Source organism: Streptomyces sp. NPDC048270, assembly GCF_040652335.1.
Lineage (GTDB): Bacteria > Actinomycetota > Actinomycetes > Streptomycetales > Streptomycetaceae > Streptomyces.
In genome coordinates this window covers 17,150-32,741 of record NZ_JBEZLV010000023.1, presented here as the reverse complement: position 1 = coordinate 32,741, position 15,592 = coordinate 17,150, and the positions used below count along the sequence as shown (strand labels likewise).

Genomic DNA, 15,592 nt, shown 5'->3' with positions numbered 1-15,592 from the left:
ACTCCGAGAACCGCAGCGCGCCCGCACCTGGCCGCACCTCATGACGGGTTCCTCACATCCGCGGACTGTGGCGCAGATGACTCCCGGCGGTGCCCGCGGGCCCGTGCATACTGCTTGGCATGACGTCCTCGATCCCCGCCCGCATCCATCTGATGATCACCTTCGTGCTGGTGATGTGCGGGGCGGTCGGCGGGATCTGCTTCGGCCTTCTGCTGGGCGGCAGGACGACGGCCCTGGTCGCCGGCGGCGCGGCCGGCCTGGGAGCCGGGATCGGCTCGTTCCTCTCCCGCCGCCAGGTGGTGGCCTTCCTCCAGCCGGAGCCCGGCGCCCTGCGGGCCGACGGGTACGCGGAGGGGATCGCCGACGCGGTGCTCGTGAGCATCGCGACCTACCAGGCCGCGGTCTTCCCCCTCACCCGGGACGGCGTGAGCGAGGAGGAGCGCGACGCGCGCCGCACCGTGGCCTACCGGGTCTCCGCCTACGACGGCCTGCCCCTCGCGGTACGGGTCTCCGCGGCGGCCGCGCTGGAAGCCCTCGACCAGGGCCTCGACGCGGACCGCGCCCAGGCCGCGATGAAGGACCTGTCCCTCACGGTCTACGACCACCGCGCCGGCCGCTGACCCCGGCACACCGGCCGGCCCCGGTCACAGGCTCGCGAGGAGGTCGTCGAGGGGTGCCGGTACCCGGCTCTGGTCGAGGGCCTCGACGAGCAGGCGGCCGTAGCGGATCTTGCGGCCCTTCTTCGTGCCGAGGAAGCGGCGCAGCTGCTGGTGCGTGGGGCGGCCGTGCTGGGCGGGCTGGCGCACGAAGGTCTGCCAGGCCCGCAGATCGCCCTCCGCCTGGACGATCTCCTCGACCTTCGCCGTGCCCAGCGCGCGGATGAGCTCCTCCTCCAGGTCCGAGACGCACACGAAGACGTCCTCGCGCCGCGCTCCCGCCCGCGCCAGGCCGCGGTCGAAGAAGGGCCGCTCCCGCTCGTCGCACAGACCCGCCAGCCGCAGGCCCAGGCCGGTCGGCCCGAGCAGCCCGGCGTAGCGGCCGACGCTCATCGCCCCGCCCATCGACACCACGCACACCCCCTCGGCGGCCAGGTCCCGGCCGCGCCGCTCGGCCAGTGCCTCGACGGCGGCGAGGTCGCTCGCCCCCTCCAACAGGACCGCCGTGCGCACCCCCAGCCGCCGGGCCAGCTCACTCGCGGGCCCGCCGGGCCCGCCCGCCGCACGGAGACCGACCTCGTGCCGGAACGTCTGCATGTCCACCATGGTGCGAGTCTGCATCTCCGCCCAGGCGACGGCACGGAATTATTCGACGCCGAACACTGGGACCGCGCCCCCCGCCCCCGCCGGCACGCGCACCAGGCCCCGGGGAACGGGTCCCCGGGGCCTGGTGGTGTCACTTCGCTGACCGTGGGGATCAACGACGGGGCGGGCGTGACGTCACGCCCGAACCGGGCCCGACCCCGCGCGGCTTCCCGGGCGTCGCCGGGACCGGTTTCAGGGCGACGTCGGTACGGGTGTGAACGCCGGTCCGGAAGGTGCCGTGGGGGCAGTGGAGGTGTCGCCCCCGTCCAGGCAGATCAGCGACATGACGACCGGTGCCTGGATGCCCTGCGCGGGCTCGCCGTGGAAGCCGACCACGGCCGTCCAGTTGCCCTTGGTGAGGGTGAGCGTCTCGCCGCCCGTGTCGGGACCGGTCTGCCAGCCGTGTTCGGAACGGGCCCGCGCGAGGGCCGCCTTCAGGGCGGCGTCCACCGTCTGCGGCTCGTGCCGTCCCGAGAGCCGTTCGGTGCACCGGCCCCACGTGCCCGAGGGCTCCCGCCGCACGGTGATGCCCTCGGCCGCCAGGACCGAGGTCATCTCCGACACCACCGCGTCCGCCGACAACGGCGGACCCGTGAAACGCGGGGGCAGGGGGCCGAGGTCCCGCAGCATCGGGGCGCAGGCCGTCGCCGACGCCGCCAGCAACGCCGCCATGACCAGGGGCGCCAGGGCCGCGCGCCCGTGTCGTCGTCCCACGATGGTGTCCGTCCTCTCGGTTCTCCGCAGGGTCCGCCAGTCTCCCACCCCACTGATCTTGACGGACCACCGGCCGCGGACACGTGAGCTGCCGGACCGTCAGGCGCCTTCGTGCCGCACCTGACCGGGCCCCGGGGCCGGCTCACGCCCGTGCCGGGGCGGCTCGTCGTGACGGGGGAGCAGGAACGGGGTCGCCAGCATGAGGAGCCCCGCGATCGCGATCGCGGGGCGGAGACCGGCGACGCCGGCCAGCAGGCCCCACAGGGCGGTCAGGGCGGCGATGCCGGCCTTGCCGGTCACCGACCACGCGCACAGGGTGCGGGCCACCCGGTCCGAGGGGGTCCGGTGGAGTCGGTAGGTCGCGAAGACCGGGTTGAACACTCCCATGCACGTGATCATCCCGAATTCCACGGCCATGACGAGTACGAGTCCTGCGGGGCCCGGGCCGATGAAGGCCAGCCCGAGCAGCCAGCAGGCCCGTAGCGCCCCGGCGGTGCGCATGACCCGGTGCCGCCCGAACCGGTCCACGAGCCGCGGGGCCAGGCGCGCGCCGATCAGGCCGCCGAGGCAGGGCAGGGCGAAGGCGAGTCCGTACTGCCACGGTGCGAACCCGAGGCGGCCGAGCATGAGGACGGCCAGCAGCGGAGAGGCCGCCATGATCAGGCCGTTGACCAGGACCGTGTTGGCGAACAGCGGCCGCAGCGCGGAGTCGGCCAGGATGTAGCGCCACCCGTCGAGCAGGTCGCCGGCCCGCAGCCGCGGTGCCCCGGCAGGTGCGGGGCGCGGCTCCCGTCCGCCGATCGCCCGGATCCCCACGGCCGAGAGCAGGAAGCTCACCGCGTTGGCCAGCACGGTCAGCACCGGGCCGAACAGCCCGATCGCGGCCCCGCCGAGCGGTGGTCCGAGTACGGTGGCGGTCCAGGTCGTGGACTCGAACCGGCCGTTCGCGACGAGCAGGTCCGCCGGCCTCACCAGGGTCTTCAGACATGCGCCGCCGGCCGCCGTGAAGGCGATGTCGGCTGCCCCGACGACGATCGACACGACCAGGAGCTGGGCGAAGCCGAGCCGGCCGAGGGCGAACGCCGCGGGGATGGTCATCAGCGCCGTGCAGCGGACCAGGTCCATCGAGACCATGACCTGCCGCTTGCGGCGGAACTCCACCCAGGGGCCGAGCGGCACCGCCACCACCGCGGCGACGGCCGTGCCCGCGGCGGCCAGCAACGACACCTCCGTCGTCCCGGCGTCCAGCACGAGGATCGCGATCAGTGGGAAGGCGTCGAACGCGAGCCAGGTGCCGAGGGCGCTGACCGCGTACGCCGCCCAGAGCCAGCCGAACTGCCGCCCGAGCGACCTCCTCGCCGCCATGATCAGCGCGCCCTCCCCGTCCTCGCGGCCCGAACGGCCGACCTGGCCGAACATCGACCAGCGAGATCAAAGCGAGTGGCACACCGGCGGGTCAAATATCCGGCACGGGGTCCCGGAGCGCGGGCGGGACCCGGCGGCGCCGGCGCCGCCGGACTCCGGGCGCAGCCCGAGCTCGCGCAGCCCGAGCTCGCGAAGCCCCCCCGCCGGGCGCACGGCGCTCCGCAGCGCGAGCCGGGCTCAGAGGACCGCGATGCCCAGCGGACGGTGGCCCGCGGGGAGCCTGCGCGCCGCGCCGGAGTCCAGGTCGACGGCCGTGATGCCGTTCCAGTGGCCGTCGCGCGTGAAACCCCCGGTGACGTACGCCGTACGGCCGTCCTTCGAGACGGCGACGTCCTCGTGCGGGCCGCCGAGCGGGATCACCCTCTCCTTGCCGTCCGGACCGCGCACCGTGAGCGAAGGGCCCCCGTCGGCGGCCGGGTCGATCGGGCCGGTGCCGACGACGAGCAGGGTGCCGTCGGCCGTGACGGCCGCGCCGTGCTGGTGGGTGTTCGCGGTCATCCGCTCGACCGAGGTCCTGCCGGTGTCCGGGTCGACGACGACGAGCTTCTCGCCCTCGAACGGCAGCAGCAGGCGGCCGTCGGAGGGGCGCACGGCCGTGTAGTGCGGCTTGAGCCACGAGCCGAGTCCGCCCTCGGTGCCGTAGGGGGCGACCTCGATGCGGCGCGTGTCCAGGGTGTCCGCGGCGACGACCGTGACGGCGAAGGAGTCGTGGTCCGTGGTGTACACCTGGGCGCCGTCCCGGGAGACGTCCACGTCGAAGGGGCGGCGGCCGGTGCCCGCGCTCCCGGTGACCTTCAGGCTGCCGGTGTCGATCACCTCCAGCGCGCCGTTGCCGCCGGGGACGTTGACGCCGACGTAGACGCGGCCGCCGTCCGGCGCGAGCGCGATGCCCATGCCGCCGCCGCGGTACTCGCCGTGCGTGGCGGGGCCCAGGCCCGCCGTCGTGTAGGGGACGACGGCCAGGCGCGTGCGGGCGGCGGTGTCGACCACCGCGACGCCCTCGGCCGTGGCGACCCATGCGCGGCCGTCCGCACCGACGGCCAGGCCGTAGGGTGCCGTGCCGACCTTCACCGAGTCCACGGGCCCTTCGGCCGGGTCGACGAAGGTGACGGTGTCCGATCCGAAGTCGGCGACCAGGAGGGTCCCGTCCGGGGTCCTGCCCTCCGCGCGGGTGCCGCTGCCGCCTCCGGGCCCGGGAGGGGTGCCCGCACCCGGCCCGGCCGACGCGGCGGGACCCGGGGCGGCCGCCTCGGGAGGGCCCGGCTGCGTGCAGCCCGCGAGCAGCGCGGCAACGGCGGCCGTGACCGCCGCCGCGGACAGCGCGGTCCGGTGACGGGCCCTGCGGGGGCGGCCCGTGGGGCTGGAGTCCGTCCGTCCGGTGTCCGTCCGTCCGGTGTCCGTGCGGCGGATCACCGTACGGCCCTCAGCAGGCCCGCGATCCCGGCGAAGCCGCGGCGCTCGGCGTGTTCGAGCGCGGTGACGCCCTCGCCGTCGGGAAGGTGCGGGGTGGCGCCGGCGGTGATGAGCAGCTCCACGACCTCCTCGTGCGCGTGGCCGCCGTCGCCGAGGATCACCGCCTCGAGCAGCGCGGTCCAGCCGAGCCGGTTGACGTGGTCGACGTCGACGTCGGTCTCCCGCAGCAGGGCCCGTACGTAGTCCACGTGGCCGCGCTCGGCGGCGGGGATCAGGCAGCTGCCGCCGAAGCGGTTGCGCAGGGTGAGGTCCGGTCCGGCCGGCAGCAGGGCGCGCATCATCCGGACGCTGCCGGTGACGCCGGTGACCAGCCAGGGGCTGTCCTCGCGGTCGTCCTGGGCATCGGGGTCGGCGCCCGCCGCGACGAGGGCGACGGCGGCCGCCACGTGGTCGCCGAGGGCGGCGATCAGGAGCGGGGTGCGACGGTGCTCGTCGCGGGCCTCGACGTCGGCGCCGTCGGCGAGGGCCGCGCGCACGGCGTCGGCGTCATCGTCCCGGACGGCGGCCAGCAGGTCTCGGTCGGCAGGGGGCATGGCGGTGCTCCTCGGGTGGGTCAGGCGGCGCAGCGGGGCCAGGGCCTTCCTGGTCCTCGTACGCACGGTGAAGCGGATCCCCGGCCGGATGCTCGCGCGGATCCGTGCGGGGTCGAAGGGCCGGCGGCGCACGGTACGGGGGGCGGCGCGCGCCGCCGGGGTCGGTGCGGAAACCCTGCTGGACGTGGTCACCCGGACCTCCGCGACATCGTGGGTGGTGGGAACGGGGTCATGGGACCGTCGGCGGAGCGCGTCGCCGCGGGCGCGGCTATGCGTCCAGCGCCGCGACACCGGCCCGGGCGAACCTCTCGTCCAGGTCGCCCGAGGGCGCGCCCGCGACGCCGATGCCCGCGACCGGGGCGCCCTCGGCGGTCACCGGGGCGCCGCCGGTGCGGGCGCGGGTACGCCCGGAGAGTTTCTCGATGTGCTTCATGGGGGCCAACTCCCGGGTTCGGATGCCTGGTTGGGGGTCGGCCGGTCCGGCCGGCCCCGCTCCGACATCCATGGTGGGCCCGCGCGGGGCCCGGCCCCGTCGACGTTCCGGCTGCACGGCGCGCGCGGACGGCTGACGCGGGGGTCAACCGATCGGATGACCCCCGTCCGCCCGCCCGCCGTCCGGCCGGCGTGTGCGACGGGAAGCCGGCTCCGTCGTAGGGTGAACCCGCACGTGGCGGGCGGGAGCCGGAGGAGGCTGAGGTGGCCGGGACGACGCCGACCGGGGCGACGGTCGACGAGGTGATGGCCGAGCTGGCCGGGCTCGAGGACCCGAAGGCGCGCGCGGTCAACGAGAAGCACGGTGACGATCACGGTGTGAACCTGGGCAGGCTGCGCGCGATCGCGAAACGGCTGAAGACGCAGCAGGAACTCGCCTGCCGGCTCTGGGTGACGGACGACACCGCGGCGAGGCTGCTCGCGCTGCTGATCTGCCGCCCGAAGGCCTTCGGGCGCGACGCGCTGGACACGATGCTGCGCGAGGCGCGCACGCCCAAGGTGCACGACTGGCTCGTGAACTACGTGGTGAAGAAGAACCCGCACGCCGAGGAACTGCGCGTGGCCTGGTCCGCCGATCCGGATCCGGTGGTCGCGAGTGCGGGCTGGGCGCTGACCACCGAACGCGTGGCGAAGCAGCCGGGCGGGCTCGACCTCGCGGGACTCCTCGATGTGATCGAGGCGCAGATGAAGGACGCCCCGGACCGACTGCAGTGGGCGATGAACCACTGCCTGGCCCAGATCGGGATCGAGCACGCCGAGCACCGCGCCCGCGCCCTGGACATCGGCGAGCGGCTGGAGGTGCTCAAGGACTACCCGACGTCCCCGGGCTGCACGTCCCCGTTCGCGCCGGTGTGGATCACCGAGCTGGTGCGCCGGCGGGCGTGACCGCCCCGATGGCGGCGGTGTCCCGCGCCACTCAGCGCAGTACGGCCGTCAGCAGGTCGGAGCCCAAAGCCGTCAGATCGGGCACGTTGAGCGTGTACCGGACGTAACGCCCGTCGCGCCGGCCCGTGAGCAGGCCCGCGCGGCGCAGGACGGCCAGGTGGCGGGACACCTCCGGGGGCGAGAGTTCCCAGGCGTGGGCCAGTTCACCGGTGGTGTGCGGGCCGCGGGCCAGGGTGCGCAGCAGACGCAGCCGTACCGGATGGGCGAGTGCCTCCAGCCGTAGCGTGACGGTCTCCAGCGGCACCGGCTCCGACGGACCCGGCCCGGACACGGGGTACTGCACCACCGGCTGCCACCCGGGCGCGTGGACCGCCACCAGGTGCGGGCGGTTGAAGACACTGGGGATGAAGGTCACCCCGGTGCCACGGGCGGCGGTCGCCTTGTCCTGCAGCTTGTCCACGATGATGCAGTCGCCGTCCGGTGCCAGGGTGACCGAGCCGGAGACCGACGCGAGCGCCGCCCCGATGCCCTGGCGCTTCAGCAGGTCGTTCTTCAGCCGCAGGTCGGTGGCGAGCCGCACGGCGACGCCCGTCCAGGCAGCGTCGAAGAAGGCCTCGGCGCACAGTTCGAGGGTGTGGCGCACCCGCTCCCGCACGGCGGCCGGGTCGGCGAGCAGCCGCTCCGCGAAGGCCTCCTGCCGCGCGCCGCGGGCCTGGGCCAGGTCCAGGGCCCGCTCGCGCGCCGTCGGGTCGGTGAGCGGGGACGGCGCCGCGAAGTGGACCCGGCTGCCGCCGCAGGTGGTCACGAGCGCCGCGGTCACGTACGTTCCGTCGTCGATCCGGTCGACGTCGTCCAGTTCCTCGGCGAGCGTCGGCCGGGGCCGGGCCGGGAGCAGGAAGTCGGCCTGTGAGGAACGCCAGAGGAACTCCGCCTCCCGCAAGCGCTCGGCCAGCTCCGGCGGCAGCCCGGCCCAGACCTCCCCGGCCCAGCCCGCGTGCTGCGGATGGTGCCCGGGCTCGGCCAGCACGTGCAGCATCGCCGTCAGTTCGGCCAGCGGGGAGGCGGCGAACCGCAGGTGCCCGGAGCGCAGGCCGCTGATGTCGATCCTCAACGTCACCCCCTCATCATCACCGACCGGGCGGCCGGCGGCGGCGCCGATTGACGGACACCGTCAACCGGCGCAGCCGTTCCGGGGACCGGCCGCAGGGTGGGCGCCATGGCAACCACCACGATGCGTCCCCGTGCCCTCGTCCGGGCCTCCGGAGGCCCGCGCTACGCCGTCGCCCTGGCCGTGGACGCGCTGGGCACCGGCCTGCTGCGGCCCTTCCTGCTGATCTACGGCGTGACGGTGCTGGGGCTGTCCGCGCCGGCCACCGGCATCGCCATGACGGCCGGGGTCGTCGTGGGCCTGGTGTGCATGCCCGCGGTGGGCCGGTGGCTGGACCGGGGGGCGCGCAGCACGGTCGTGGCCGCCTCGATGCTGGTGCGGGTGGCGGGCGTGGCGCTGCTGCTGGCCACCCCGACGGGGAACGCCTGGCTGTTCGCGACGGCCTCGCTCTTCCTCGGCACCGGCAACCAGGCGTGGCCGGCCGCCCACGCGGCCCTCGTGGCCACCGTCACCCACGGCCGGGAGCGCGACGCCGCTCTCGCCGCCGGCCGCGCCCTGCGCAACGCCGGCCTGGGCGTGGGCGCGCTGCTCGCCACCGTCTGCCTGGCGGGGGGCACCGGCGCCCTGCGGGCCCTGGCAGCCGCCACCGGGCTCGCCTACCTCACCGCGGCGGCCCTGGCGTGGTCGGTGCACGTCCGGGCACGTCCGGCCGCGGCCCCGGCCGACGGCGCGGACGCCGGGCCGGCGCCCCGGATGCGCGCCCTGCTGGCGGCCAACGTGATCTACGTCTTCTGCCTCAACGTGCCGGAAATCGCCCTCCCCCTGGTCCTGTTGACGCAGCTGAACGCGTCCCCGGTGTGGTCGGCGGCCATCTTCGTGGCCAACACGGTGCTGGTGGTGACCCTGCAGGTCCCGGTCACCCTCCTGCTGTCCCGCTTCCCGCGCCGCACCGTGCTCGCCCTCGCCGGCGTGGTGCTCACCGTGTCCTACCTCGGCTTCCTCGCGGCCACTTCCCTCGGGCCCGGCTGGGGCGCCCCGGCCGTCGCCGCGGTGGCCGTGGTCTGCACACTGGGCGAGATCGTCTACGCCGGCAGCGCCACCGCCCTCGTCACCGCCCTGGCCCCGGCCCATGTGCTGGGACGCACCCTCGCCCGCTTCGAACTCTCCTCGGGCTTCGGCCTCGCCGTCTCCCCGGCGGCCATCACCGCCCTCGCCCCCCACGGGCCGGCCGCCCTCTGGGGCGGCCTCGCCGCCGCGACACTGCTCTCCGCCGGCGCCGTCGCCACCGAGAAGGACCCGCGGCAGCCCGCACCGGCGCGGCCCGGCGGCTGTGAGGGCGACGGGACCTGCGGCCCGCCCGCGGAGCCGAAGGCCACCCGCGATGTCGTGTTGGCGTGTCGCTCCAACCCCCAGGCGTAGTGCTCCGTTGTCGATTCGGCGCCCACTTCCCGAAACGCGCCGAGGCAACCCGCAACCCGGTGGGAAAGGGGGCCCCCGGGCCACGGCACGCCGTTCCGGCCGCAGCGGGGTCGGCGTACCGTACGGGTGGACGCACGGCGACTTCCACCGGCCCCGGGCGGACCTGGCCGACGCTGGCGGACGAGGCCCTGCCGCCCTGGTGGACCGACCGGGCCGAGGAGGTCCAGGAGGCCTGTGCCGCACGCCAGAGGTCGCTGCCCGTCGCGGTTTGCCCGGGCGCCCGATGTCATACCGGCCGCATCCCCGGGCAGAAGCAGAGATGACTCACAGGAAGAGGACGACATGAACACCGCAAAAATCGCCTACCGGCCTGTGGGGCTCGCCCTGGGCGCCGCGAGCGGTCTCGCCGCCGGAATGGTCTTCAAACAGGCGTGGAAGCTCATGGGCCACCAGGACGACGCACCCGATGCCATGGACGAGAGCCGTTCCTGGCGCGAGATCCTCATCGCCGCCGCGATCCAGGGCGCGGTCTTCGCGGCCGTCAAGGCAGCGGTCGACCGCGCCGGGGCGACCGGCGTGCGGCGCCTCACCGGGACCTGGCCGGCCTGACGGGAATTCGCTTTCCCCAGTGATGCCGCACTGGTTCATTCCGCGCCTGCGGGGAAGGCGAGCGCGAGACGGAACGCATGCACCGTCATGCACAGCACGGAAATCTCTGACGTACCGGAGGAGTTGTTTTCGCGTGACCGAGAACGTGTGGAGTTACCGGCCGGCGGCGGGCCGTCTGACCGGCACCGACCTCACCGGCTACAAGGTCGAGGCCACGGACGGCAGCATCGGCAAGGTCGACAAGCACTCCGACGAAGCCACCGACGCCTACCTGGTCGTCGACACGGGCGTGTGGATCTTCGGGAAGGAAGTCCTGCTGCCCGCGAGTACGGTCGTCAGCATCGACCCGGAGGAGCAGCGGATCTACGTCGACCGGACCAAGGACCAGGTCAAGGCCGCCCCCGAGTTCCACCGGGAGAACCACCTCGACGACGCGGCGTACCGCGCGGAGCTGGGCTCCTACTACGGCATCGGCGGCACCTTCGGCCGGTTCTGACGGCTCCGGCCCGCCCGGTGCCCCGCGGCCCCGGACCCCTGCGGGGGGTCCGGGGCCGCGGCCGTGTCCGCCGCGCACCTCGCCCACGGGACCCCTCGCCGGCTGACCGGGCGGAGCCGGGTCCGTGCGCGCGTCACCGCTCGGCCCGGTGACGGCGCCGGCGTGCGCGGCCCCGCCCGGGGGCAGCCCGCCGGTCGCCGACGTAGCCTGGCGGCATGCGTGAGCACGATCTTGTCGTCATCGGTGCGGGATCCGGCAACGCCGTCATCGACGATTCGTTCGCCGGTCTCGACGTGGCCGTCGTCGAGGAGAGGTGGTTCGGCGGAACCTGTCTGAACGCAGGATGCATCCCGAGCAAGATGCTCGTCTACACCGCGCACGTGGCCCGGACCGTCAGCGAGGCCGGCACCTACGACATCGACGCGGAACTGCTCGCCGTGCGCTGGCGGGCGGTGCGGGACCGGGTGTTCGAGCGCCTGGACGCCGAGCGCGAGGAGGGCCGCCGAGCTCGCCGCGAGGCGGACTCCGTCACCGTGTACGAGGGGACGGCGCGCTTCACCGGACCCCGGGAACTGCGGATCGACGGCCCTGGGGGTGCCGTGGACATCAAGGCCCGGCAGATCGTCATCGCCGTCGGCGGCCGGCCCTCGGTGCCCCCGCCCGTCGCCGACTCCGGGCTGCCGTACGAGACGTCCGACACGGTCATGCGGATCGACGCACCGCCCCGGCGCCTGGCCGTCCTCGGCGGCGGGTACATCGCGGCCGAGCTCGCGGAGGTGTTCGCCGCGGCCGGCAGTTCGGTCGTCATCGTCGAGAAGGAGGAGCGCCTGCTCGGCCCCCAGGACGAGACGGTCGCCGAACGGTTCACCGAACTGGCCCGTGACCGCTACGACCTCAGACTGGGCCGGGAGGTCACCGAGGTCGGCGGCCGTCCCGGCGCGCTGCGGCTGAGCCTCGACGACGGTTCGACGGTCGAGGCGGACATGCTGCTGGTGGCCGCGGGCCGGGTGCCCAACAGCGACCGGCTGAACCTCGAAGCCACCGGTGTCGCCACCCACGACGACGGCCGCATCGTCGTCGACGCCCACCAGCGCACGACCGCGGAGGGCGTCTTCGCACTCGGGGACGTATGCACACCGGTGCCGCTCAAGCACGTCGCCAACCGCGAGGCGCAGGTCGTCGCCCACAACCTCCGCCACCCGGACGACCTGATCGCGGCGGACCACGGGCTGGTGCCGGCGGCCGTCTTCACCCGCCCCCAGATCGCCTCGGTCGGCGCCACCGAGCAGGAGTGCCGAGACCGGGGGCTGGATCCCCTGGTGGGGCAGGCGCGGTACGCGGACGTCGCCTACGGCTGGGCGATGGAGGACACCACGGGCTTCTGCAAGGTCCTCGCCGAACGGGGCACCGGCCGCCTCCTCGGCGCCCACCTGATGGGCCCGCAGGCCCCCGCCCTCATCCAGCCCCTCGTCCTGGCGATGACCCTGGGCATCGACGCGTCCACCCTCGCCACGTCCCCGTACTGGATCCACCCGGCGCCCACCGAGCTCGTCGAGAACGCCCTCCTCGACCTCGACCTGTGACCCTGCGCGTGAGCGGGCCCGGTCGGGACACAAGCGCGATGTGCTGAAAATACTTGTGGTCGCCGTCCTCGGCCTGCTCGCGGCGGGCGCCGCGCTCGCCACCGTCCTGGCCTCGCCCTGGTGGTCGGCGGCGGCCGTCCCCCTGCTCCTGCTCACGCTGGTGGCCGTCCACGACCTCGTGCAACGACAGCACTCCGTCCTGCGGAACTACCCGGTGTTCGGACACCTCCGCTTCGCGATGGAGGCGCTGCGGCCCGAGCTCCAGCAGTACTTCATCGAGCGGAACTTCGACGGCCGCCCCTTCGACCGCGACACCCGCAGCATCGTCTACGAACGCGCCAAGGGCACCGACGCGGAGGAGCCCTTCGGCACCGAACTCGACCTCTACCGGTCCGGCAGCGAATACCTCGTCCCTTCCATGGCCCCCCGGCCGGTGAGCACCGACCCGCCGCGGGTCCGCATCGGCGGCCCCGACTGCACCCGGCCCTACGACATGGCCCTGCTCAACATCTCGGCGATGAGCTTCGGCTCGCTGTCGGCCAATGCCGTACTCGCCCTCAACACCGGAGCACGGCTGGGCGGCTTCGCCCACGACACCGGCGAGGGCGGCCTCTCGGACTACCACCTGCGCCCCGGCGGGGACCTGGTCTGGGAGATCGGCACCGGCTACTTCGGCTGCCGGACCGACGAAGGCGGCTTCGACGAGCGGAAGTTCGCCGAGAAGGCGGCGTACGAGCAGGTGAAGTGCGTACTGCTGAAGATCAGTCAGGGAGCCAAGCCCGGCATGGGAGGCGTCCTGCCGGGCGCCAAGGTGAACGCGGAGATCGCCGAGGTCCGCGGCGTCCCGCAGGGTCGCAGCGTCCTCTCGCCGCCCTTCCACCGCGTGTACTCCACCCCCCGCGAGCTGGTGCGCTTCCTGGCCCGCATGCGCGAGCTCGCCGACGGCAAGCCCGTCGGGTTCAAACTGTGCGTCGGATCGCGCCGTGAGTTCCTGGCCGTGTGCAAGGCCATGCTGGAGGAGGGCTGCACCCCGGACTTCATCGTCGTCGACGGCGCGGAGGGCGGCACGGGCGCGGCGCCGCTCGAGTTCGTGGACAACGTCGGCCTGCCCCTGGGCGAAGGACTGATGGCCGTGCACAACGCCCTCGTGGGCTGCGGGCTGCGCGACCGCGTCCGCGTCGGGGCCAGCGGCAAGGTCGCCACCGGAAGCGACCTCGTCAAACGCCTCCTCCAGGGAGCCGACTACACCAACGCCGCCCGCGCCATGATGTTCGCGATCGGCTGCATCCAGGCCCAGCGCTGCCACACCAACACCTGCCCCGTCGGCGTCGCCACGCAGGACGAGCGGCGCGCCCGCGCCGTCGACGTCACCGACAAGTCACAGCGCGTACGGCGCTACCAGGAGGCCACGGTCAAGAGCGCGCTCCAGATCATGGCCTCGATGGGGGTCGACGACCCGCGCGGGCTGGGCCCCCACATGCTGCTCCACCGGGTCGATCCGCACACCGTCCGCTCCTACGCCGAACTCCACACCTGGCTCACCCCGGGACAGCTGCTCGCATCGGCGCCCGCCGACTGGGCATGCGACTGGCAGGCGGCCGACCCGGACCGCTTCACGCACTGAACACGGCCACCGCACCGCGGGGCCGCACCGGACCGAAGGGGCACTTCCTGTGGCACGTACCGTCGCCCACGTCATCGTCGACTCGCTCAAGGAACTGGGCGTGCAGCACGTCTTCGGCGTCGTCGGAGACGCCCTGAACCCGCTGACCGACGCGATCCGCACCACCGACGGCCTGGACTGGGTCGGCTGCCGGCACGAGGAGGCCGCGGCCTTCGCCGCCGGAGCGCAGTCCCAGCTCTCCGGCACCCTCGGGGTCTGCATGGGCACGGTGGGACCGGGCTCCGTACACCTCCTGAACGGTCTCTACGACGCCGCCAAGAGCCGGGCCCCCGTCCTCGCCATCTGCGGTCAGGTGCCCCTCGCCGAAATCGGCAGCGACTACTTCCAGGAAGTCGACAACGACCTGCTCTTCCGCGACGTGGCCGTCTACCGCGCCACCGTCACCTCCCCGGAGCAGATGCCCCGGATGCTGGAGTCCGCCGTGCGCGCGGCCGTCAGCCAGGGCGGGGTGGCGGTCCTGACCGTGCCCGGAGACCTGGGTGACCAGGAGCTGAGCGAGGACCGCCCCACCCGGTTCGCCCTCGACCGCGCCGTCACCCGCCCCGACGATCCGGCCCTCGCCGAGGCGGCCGAACTCCTCAACTCCGCCTCCCGCGTCACCCTGCTCGTCGGCCGCGGAGCCCGCGACGCCCGCGCCGAGGTGCTCCGTACCGCCGAGCTCCTCGCCGCGCCCATGGTGCTCACCCTCAAGGCGAAGGAGGGCTTCGAGGACGGCAACGAATTCCAGGTGGGCCAGACCGGGCTGATCGGCAACCCCGCCGCCTCCCACGCGCTCGACCACGGCGACGCGCTCCTGATGCTGGGCACCGACTTCCCGTACCGCGACTGGTACCCGAAGGACTGCAAGGTCGTCCAGATCGACACCCGCGAGGAGAACCTGGGCCGCCGGGTGCCCGTGGACGTGGGTCTGTCCGGGGACGTGGGGGCGACGCTGCGGGCCCTGCTGCCGCTCCTGAAGGAGACGCCCGACCGCACGCACCTGGAGGACGCCCGGGACCGGTTCGCGCAGTGGCAGGAAGGACAGCAGCGGCTGGCCGACCCGGCCCACGAACGCCGCTGGGCCGGCAGGCTGCGGGCGGCCCTGGACAACAGGGACCACCAGATCCGCCCGGAGGCCCTGGCCGCCGCGGTGGACGCGTACGCCGCCGACGACGCCGTGTTCACCTCCGACACCGGGATGGCGACCGTCTGGCTCTCCCGCTTCGTCACGATGCGCGGCAGCCGGCGCCTGATCGGCTCGTACAACCTCGGCTCGATGGCCAATGCCATGCCCCAGGCCCTCGGGGCGCAGCTCTGGGCGCCCGACCGCCAGATCGTCGCCTTCTGCGGCGACGGCGGCCTGAGCATGCTGCTGGGCGACCTCATGACGATCAAGACGTACCGGCTGCCGGTGAAACTGGTCGTCTTCGACAACCGGCGCCTGGGCATGGTCAAGCTCGAACAGGAGCAGGCCGGCCTGCCCGAGTTCGGCACCGAACTCGACAACCCCGATTTCGCGGCCGTCGCGACCGCACTCGGCATCACCGGTATGCGCGTCACCGACCCGGCCGACCTCCACGACAGTGTGCGCAGGGCGCTGGAGACCCCGGGGCCGGTCCTGCTGGACGTCCTGACCAACCCCGACGAGGTGGCCGTGCCCGGGAAGCCGACCGTCAGCCAGGGCTGGGGCTTCGCCATCGCCAAGGTCAGGGAGATCCTCCCGAGCCGGGAAGGCTGACCGGACCCGCCCGGGTGTTCCGGCTTCGCACGTGTGACCGGCCCGTTGCGGGGTAACCGCGCGGTACCCCGCCGGGCAGGCAACGCCCGGCGGGAGCACGGGCGTTGCAGGGCGGCGGGAACGCCCCGCCGCCCCTACGGACGCGAAGCACTT

At 74.1% G+C, this 15,592-nt stretch carries 15 protein-coding genes; 8 read left to right on the top strand and 7 right to left on the bottom strand.

Features of this window, described 5'->3' with window-relative positions; all coding sequences use genetic code 11:
• Positions 1 to 119 precede the first annotated feature (119 nt).
• Complete coding sequence (locus AB0D66_RS21210; RefSeq protein WP_362305515.1) at positions 120 to 620, top strand: hypothetical protein; 501 nt, start codon at positions 120 to 122, stop codon at positions 618 to 620.
• A 24-nt stretch (positions 621 to 644) separates the two neighbouring features.
• On the opposite strand, the gene AB0D66_RS21205 is transcribed toward AB0D66_RS21210, so the two are convergent.
• The 6 genes from AB0D66_RS21205 to AB0D66_RS21180 all read right to left on the bottom strand — a co-directional run bounded on the left by AB0D66_RS21205 (position 645) and on the right by AB0D66_RS21180 (position 5,879).
• A complete protein-coding gene (locus AB0D66_RS21205; RefSeq protein ID WP_362305512.1) occupies positions 645 to 1,262 on the bottom strand; it encodes a TOPRIM nucleotidyl transferase/hydrolase domain-containing protein in 618 nt (205 codons plus the stop codon).
• A 231-nt stretch (positions 1,263 to 1,493) separates the two neighbouring features.
• Positions 1,494 to 2,015 carry a hypothetical protein gene (locus AB0D66_RS21200; protein ID WP_362305509.1) on the bottom strand — a complete coding sequence of 174 codons (522 nt, stop codon included), beginning with the start codon at positions 2,013 to 2,015 and terminating at the stop codon, positions 1,494 to 1,496.
• 99 nt (positions 2,016 to 2,114) lie between these two features.
• Positions 2,115 to 3,380 (bottom strand): MFS transporter, encoded by a 1,266-nt coding sequence (locus tag AB0D66_RS21195; RefSeq protein ID WP_362305747.1) that lies wholly within the window; start codon positions 3,378 to 3,380, stop codon positions 2,115 to 2,117.
• A gap of 237 nt (positions 3,381 to 3,617) precedes the next feature.
• Positions 3,618 to 4,724: a YncE family protein gene (locus AB0D66_RS21190; protein ID WP_362305744.1), complete on the bottom strand. Its 1,107-nt coding sequence runs from the start codon at positions 4,722 to 4,724 to the stop codon at positions 3,618 to 3,620.
• Positions 4,725 to 4,849: 125 nt separating this feature from the next.
• Positions 4,850 to 5,446, bottom strand: a complete 597-nt coding sequence (locus tag AB0D66_RS21185) for an ankyrin repeat domain-containing protein (protein ID WP_362305741.1) — start codon at positions 5,444 to 5,446, stop codon at positions 4,850 to 4,852.
• Positions 5,447 to 5,714: 268 nt separating this feature from the next.
• Entirely contained in the window at positions 5,715 to 5,879 is a 165-nt protein-coding gene (locus tag AB0D66_RS21180; RefSeq protein WP_362305506.1) for a heme-binding protein, read from the bottom strand.
• 305 nt (positions 5,880 to 6,184) lie between these two features.
• Between AB0D66_RS21180 and AB0D66_RS21175 the strand changes: the two genes are divergently transcribed.
• Positions 6,185 to 6,823, top strand: coding sequence for a DNA alkylation repair protein (locus tag AB0D66_RS21175; RefSeq protein WP_362305738.1), 639 nt, complete (start codon positions 6,185 to 6,187; stop codon positions 6,821 to 6,823).
• 31 nt (positions 6,824 to 6,854) lie between these two features.
• On the opposite strand, the gene AB0D66_RS21170 is transcribed toward AB0D66_RS21175, so the two are convergent.
• Entirely contained in the window at positions 6,855 to 7,940 is a 1,086-nt protein-coding gene (locus tag AB0D66_RS21170) for a DUF5937 family protein (RefSeq protein WP_362305503.1), read from the bottom strand.
• A 99-nt stretch (positions 7,941 to 8,039) separates the two neighbouring features.
• On the opposite strand from AB0D66_RS21170, the gene AB0D66_RS21165 reads away from it, so the two are divergent.
• From AB0D66_RS21165 to AB0D66_RS21140, 6 genes are all read left to right on the top strand, one after another.
• Entirely contained in the window at positions 8,040 to 9,350 is a 1,311-nt protein-coding gene (locus tag AB0D66_RS21165; RefSeq protein ID WP_362305500.1) for an MFS transporter, read from the top strand.
• A gap of 342 nt (positions 9,351 to 9,692) precedes the next feature.
• The gene (locus AB0D66_RS21160) at positions 9,693 to 9,959 is read left to right on the top strand and encodes a DUF4235 domain-containing protein (RefSeq protein ID WP_362305497.1); all 267 of its coding nucleotides are present in this window, start codon (positions 9,693 to 9,695) and stop codon (positions 9,957 to 9,959) included.
• A gap of 133 nt (positions 9,960 to 10,092) precedes the next feature.
• Positions 10,093 to 10,455, top strand: coding sequence for a PRC-barrel domain-containing protein (locus tag AB0D66_RS21155; RefSeq protein WP_362305494.1), 363 nt, complete (start codon positions 10,093 to 10,095; stop codon positions 10,453 to 10,455).
• 215 nt (positions 10,456 to 10,670) lie between these two features.
• Entirely contained in the window at positions 10,671 to 12,038 is a 1,368-nt protein-coding gene (locus tag AB0D66_RS21150; RefSeq protein WP_362305491.1) for a mycothione reductase, read from the top strand.
• Between the two features lie 40 nt (positions 12,039 to 12,078).
• Positions 12,079 to 13,662 carry an FMN-binding glutamate synthase family protein gene (locus AB0D66_RS21145; protein WP_362305488.1) on the top strand — a complete coding sequence of 528 codons (1,584 nt, stop codon included), beginning with the start codon at positions 12,079 to 12,081 and terminating at the stop codon, positions 13,660 to 13,662.
• Between the two features lie 49 nt (positions 13,663 to 13,711).
• A complete protein-coding gene (locus AB0D66_RS21140; protein ID WP_362305485.1) occupies positions 13,712 to 15,439 on the top strand; it encodes a thiamine pyrophosphate-dependent enzyme in 1,728 nt (575 codons plus the stop codon).
• Positions 15,440 to 15,592 lie beyond the last annotated feature (153 nt).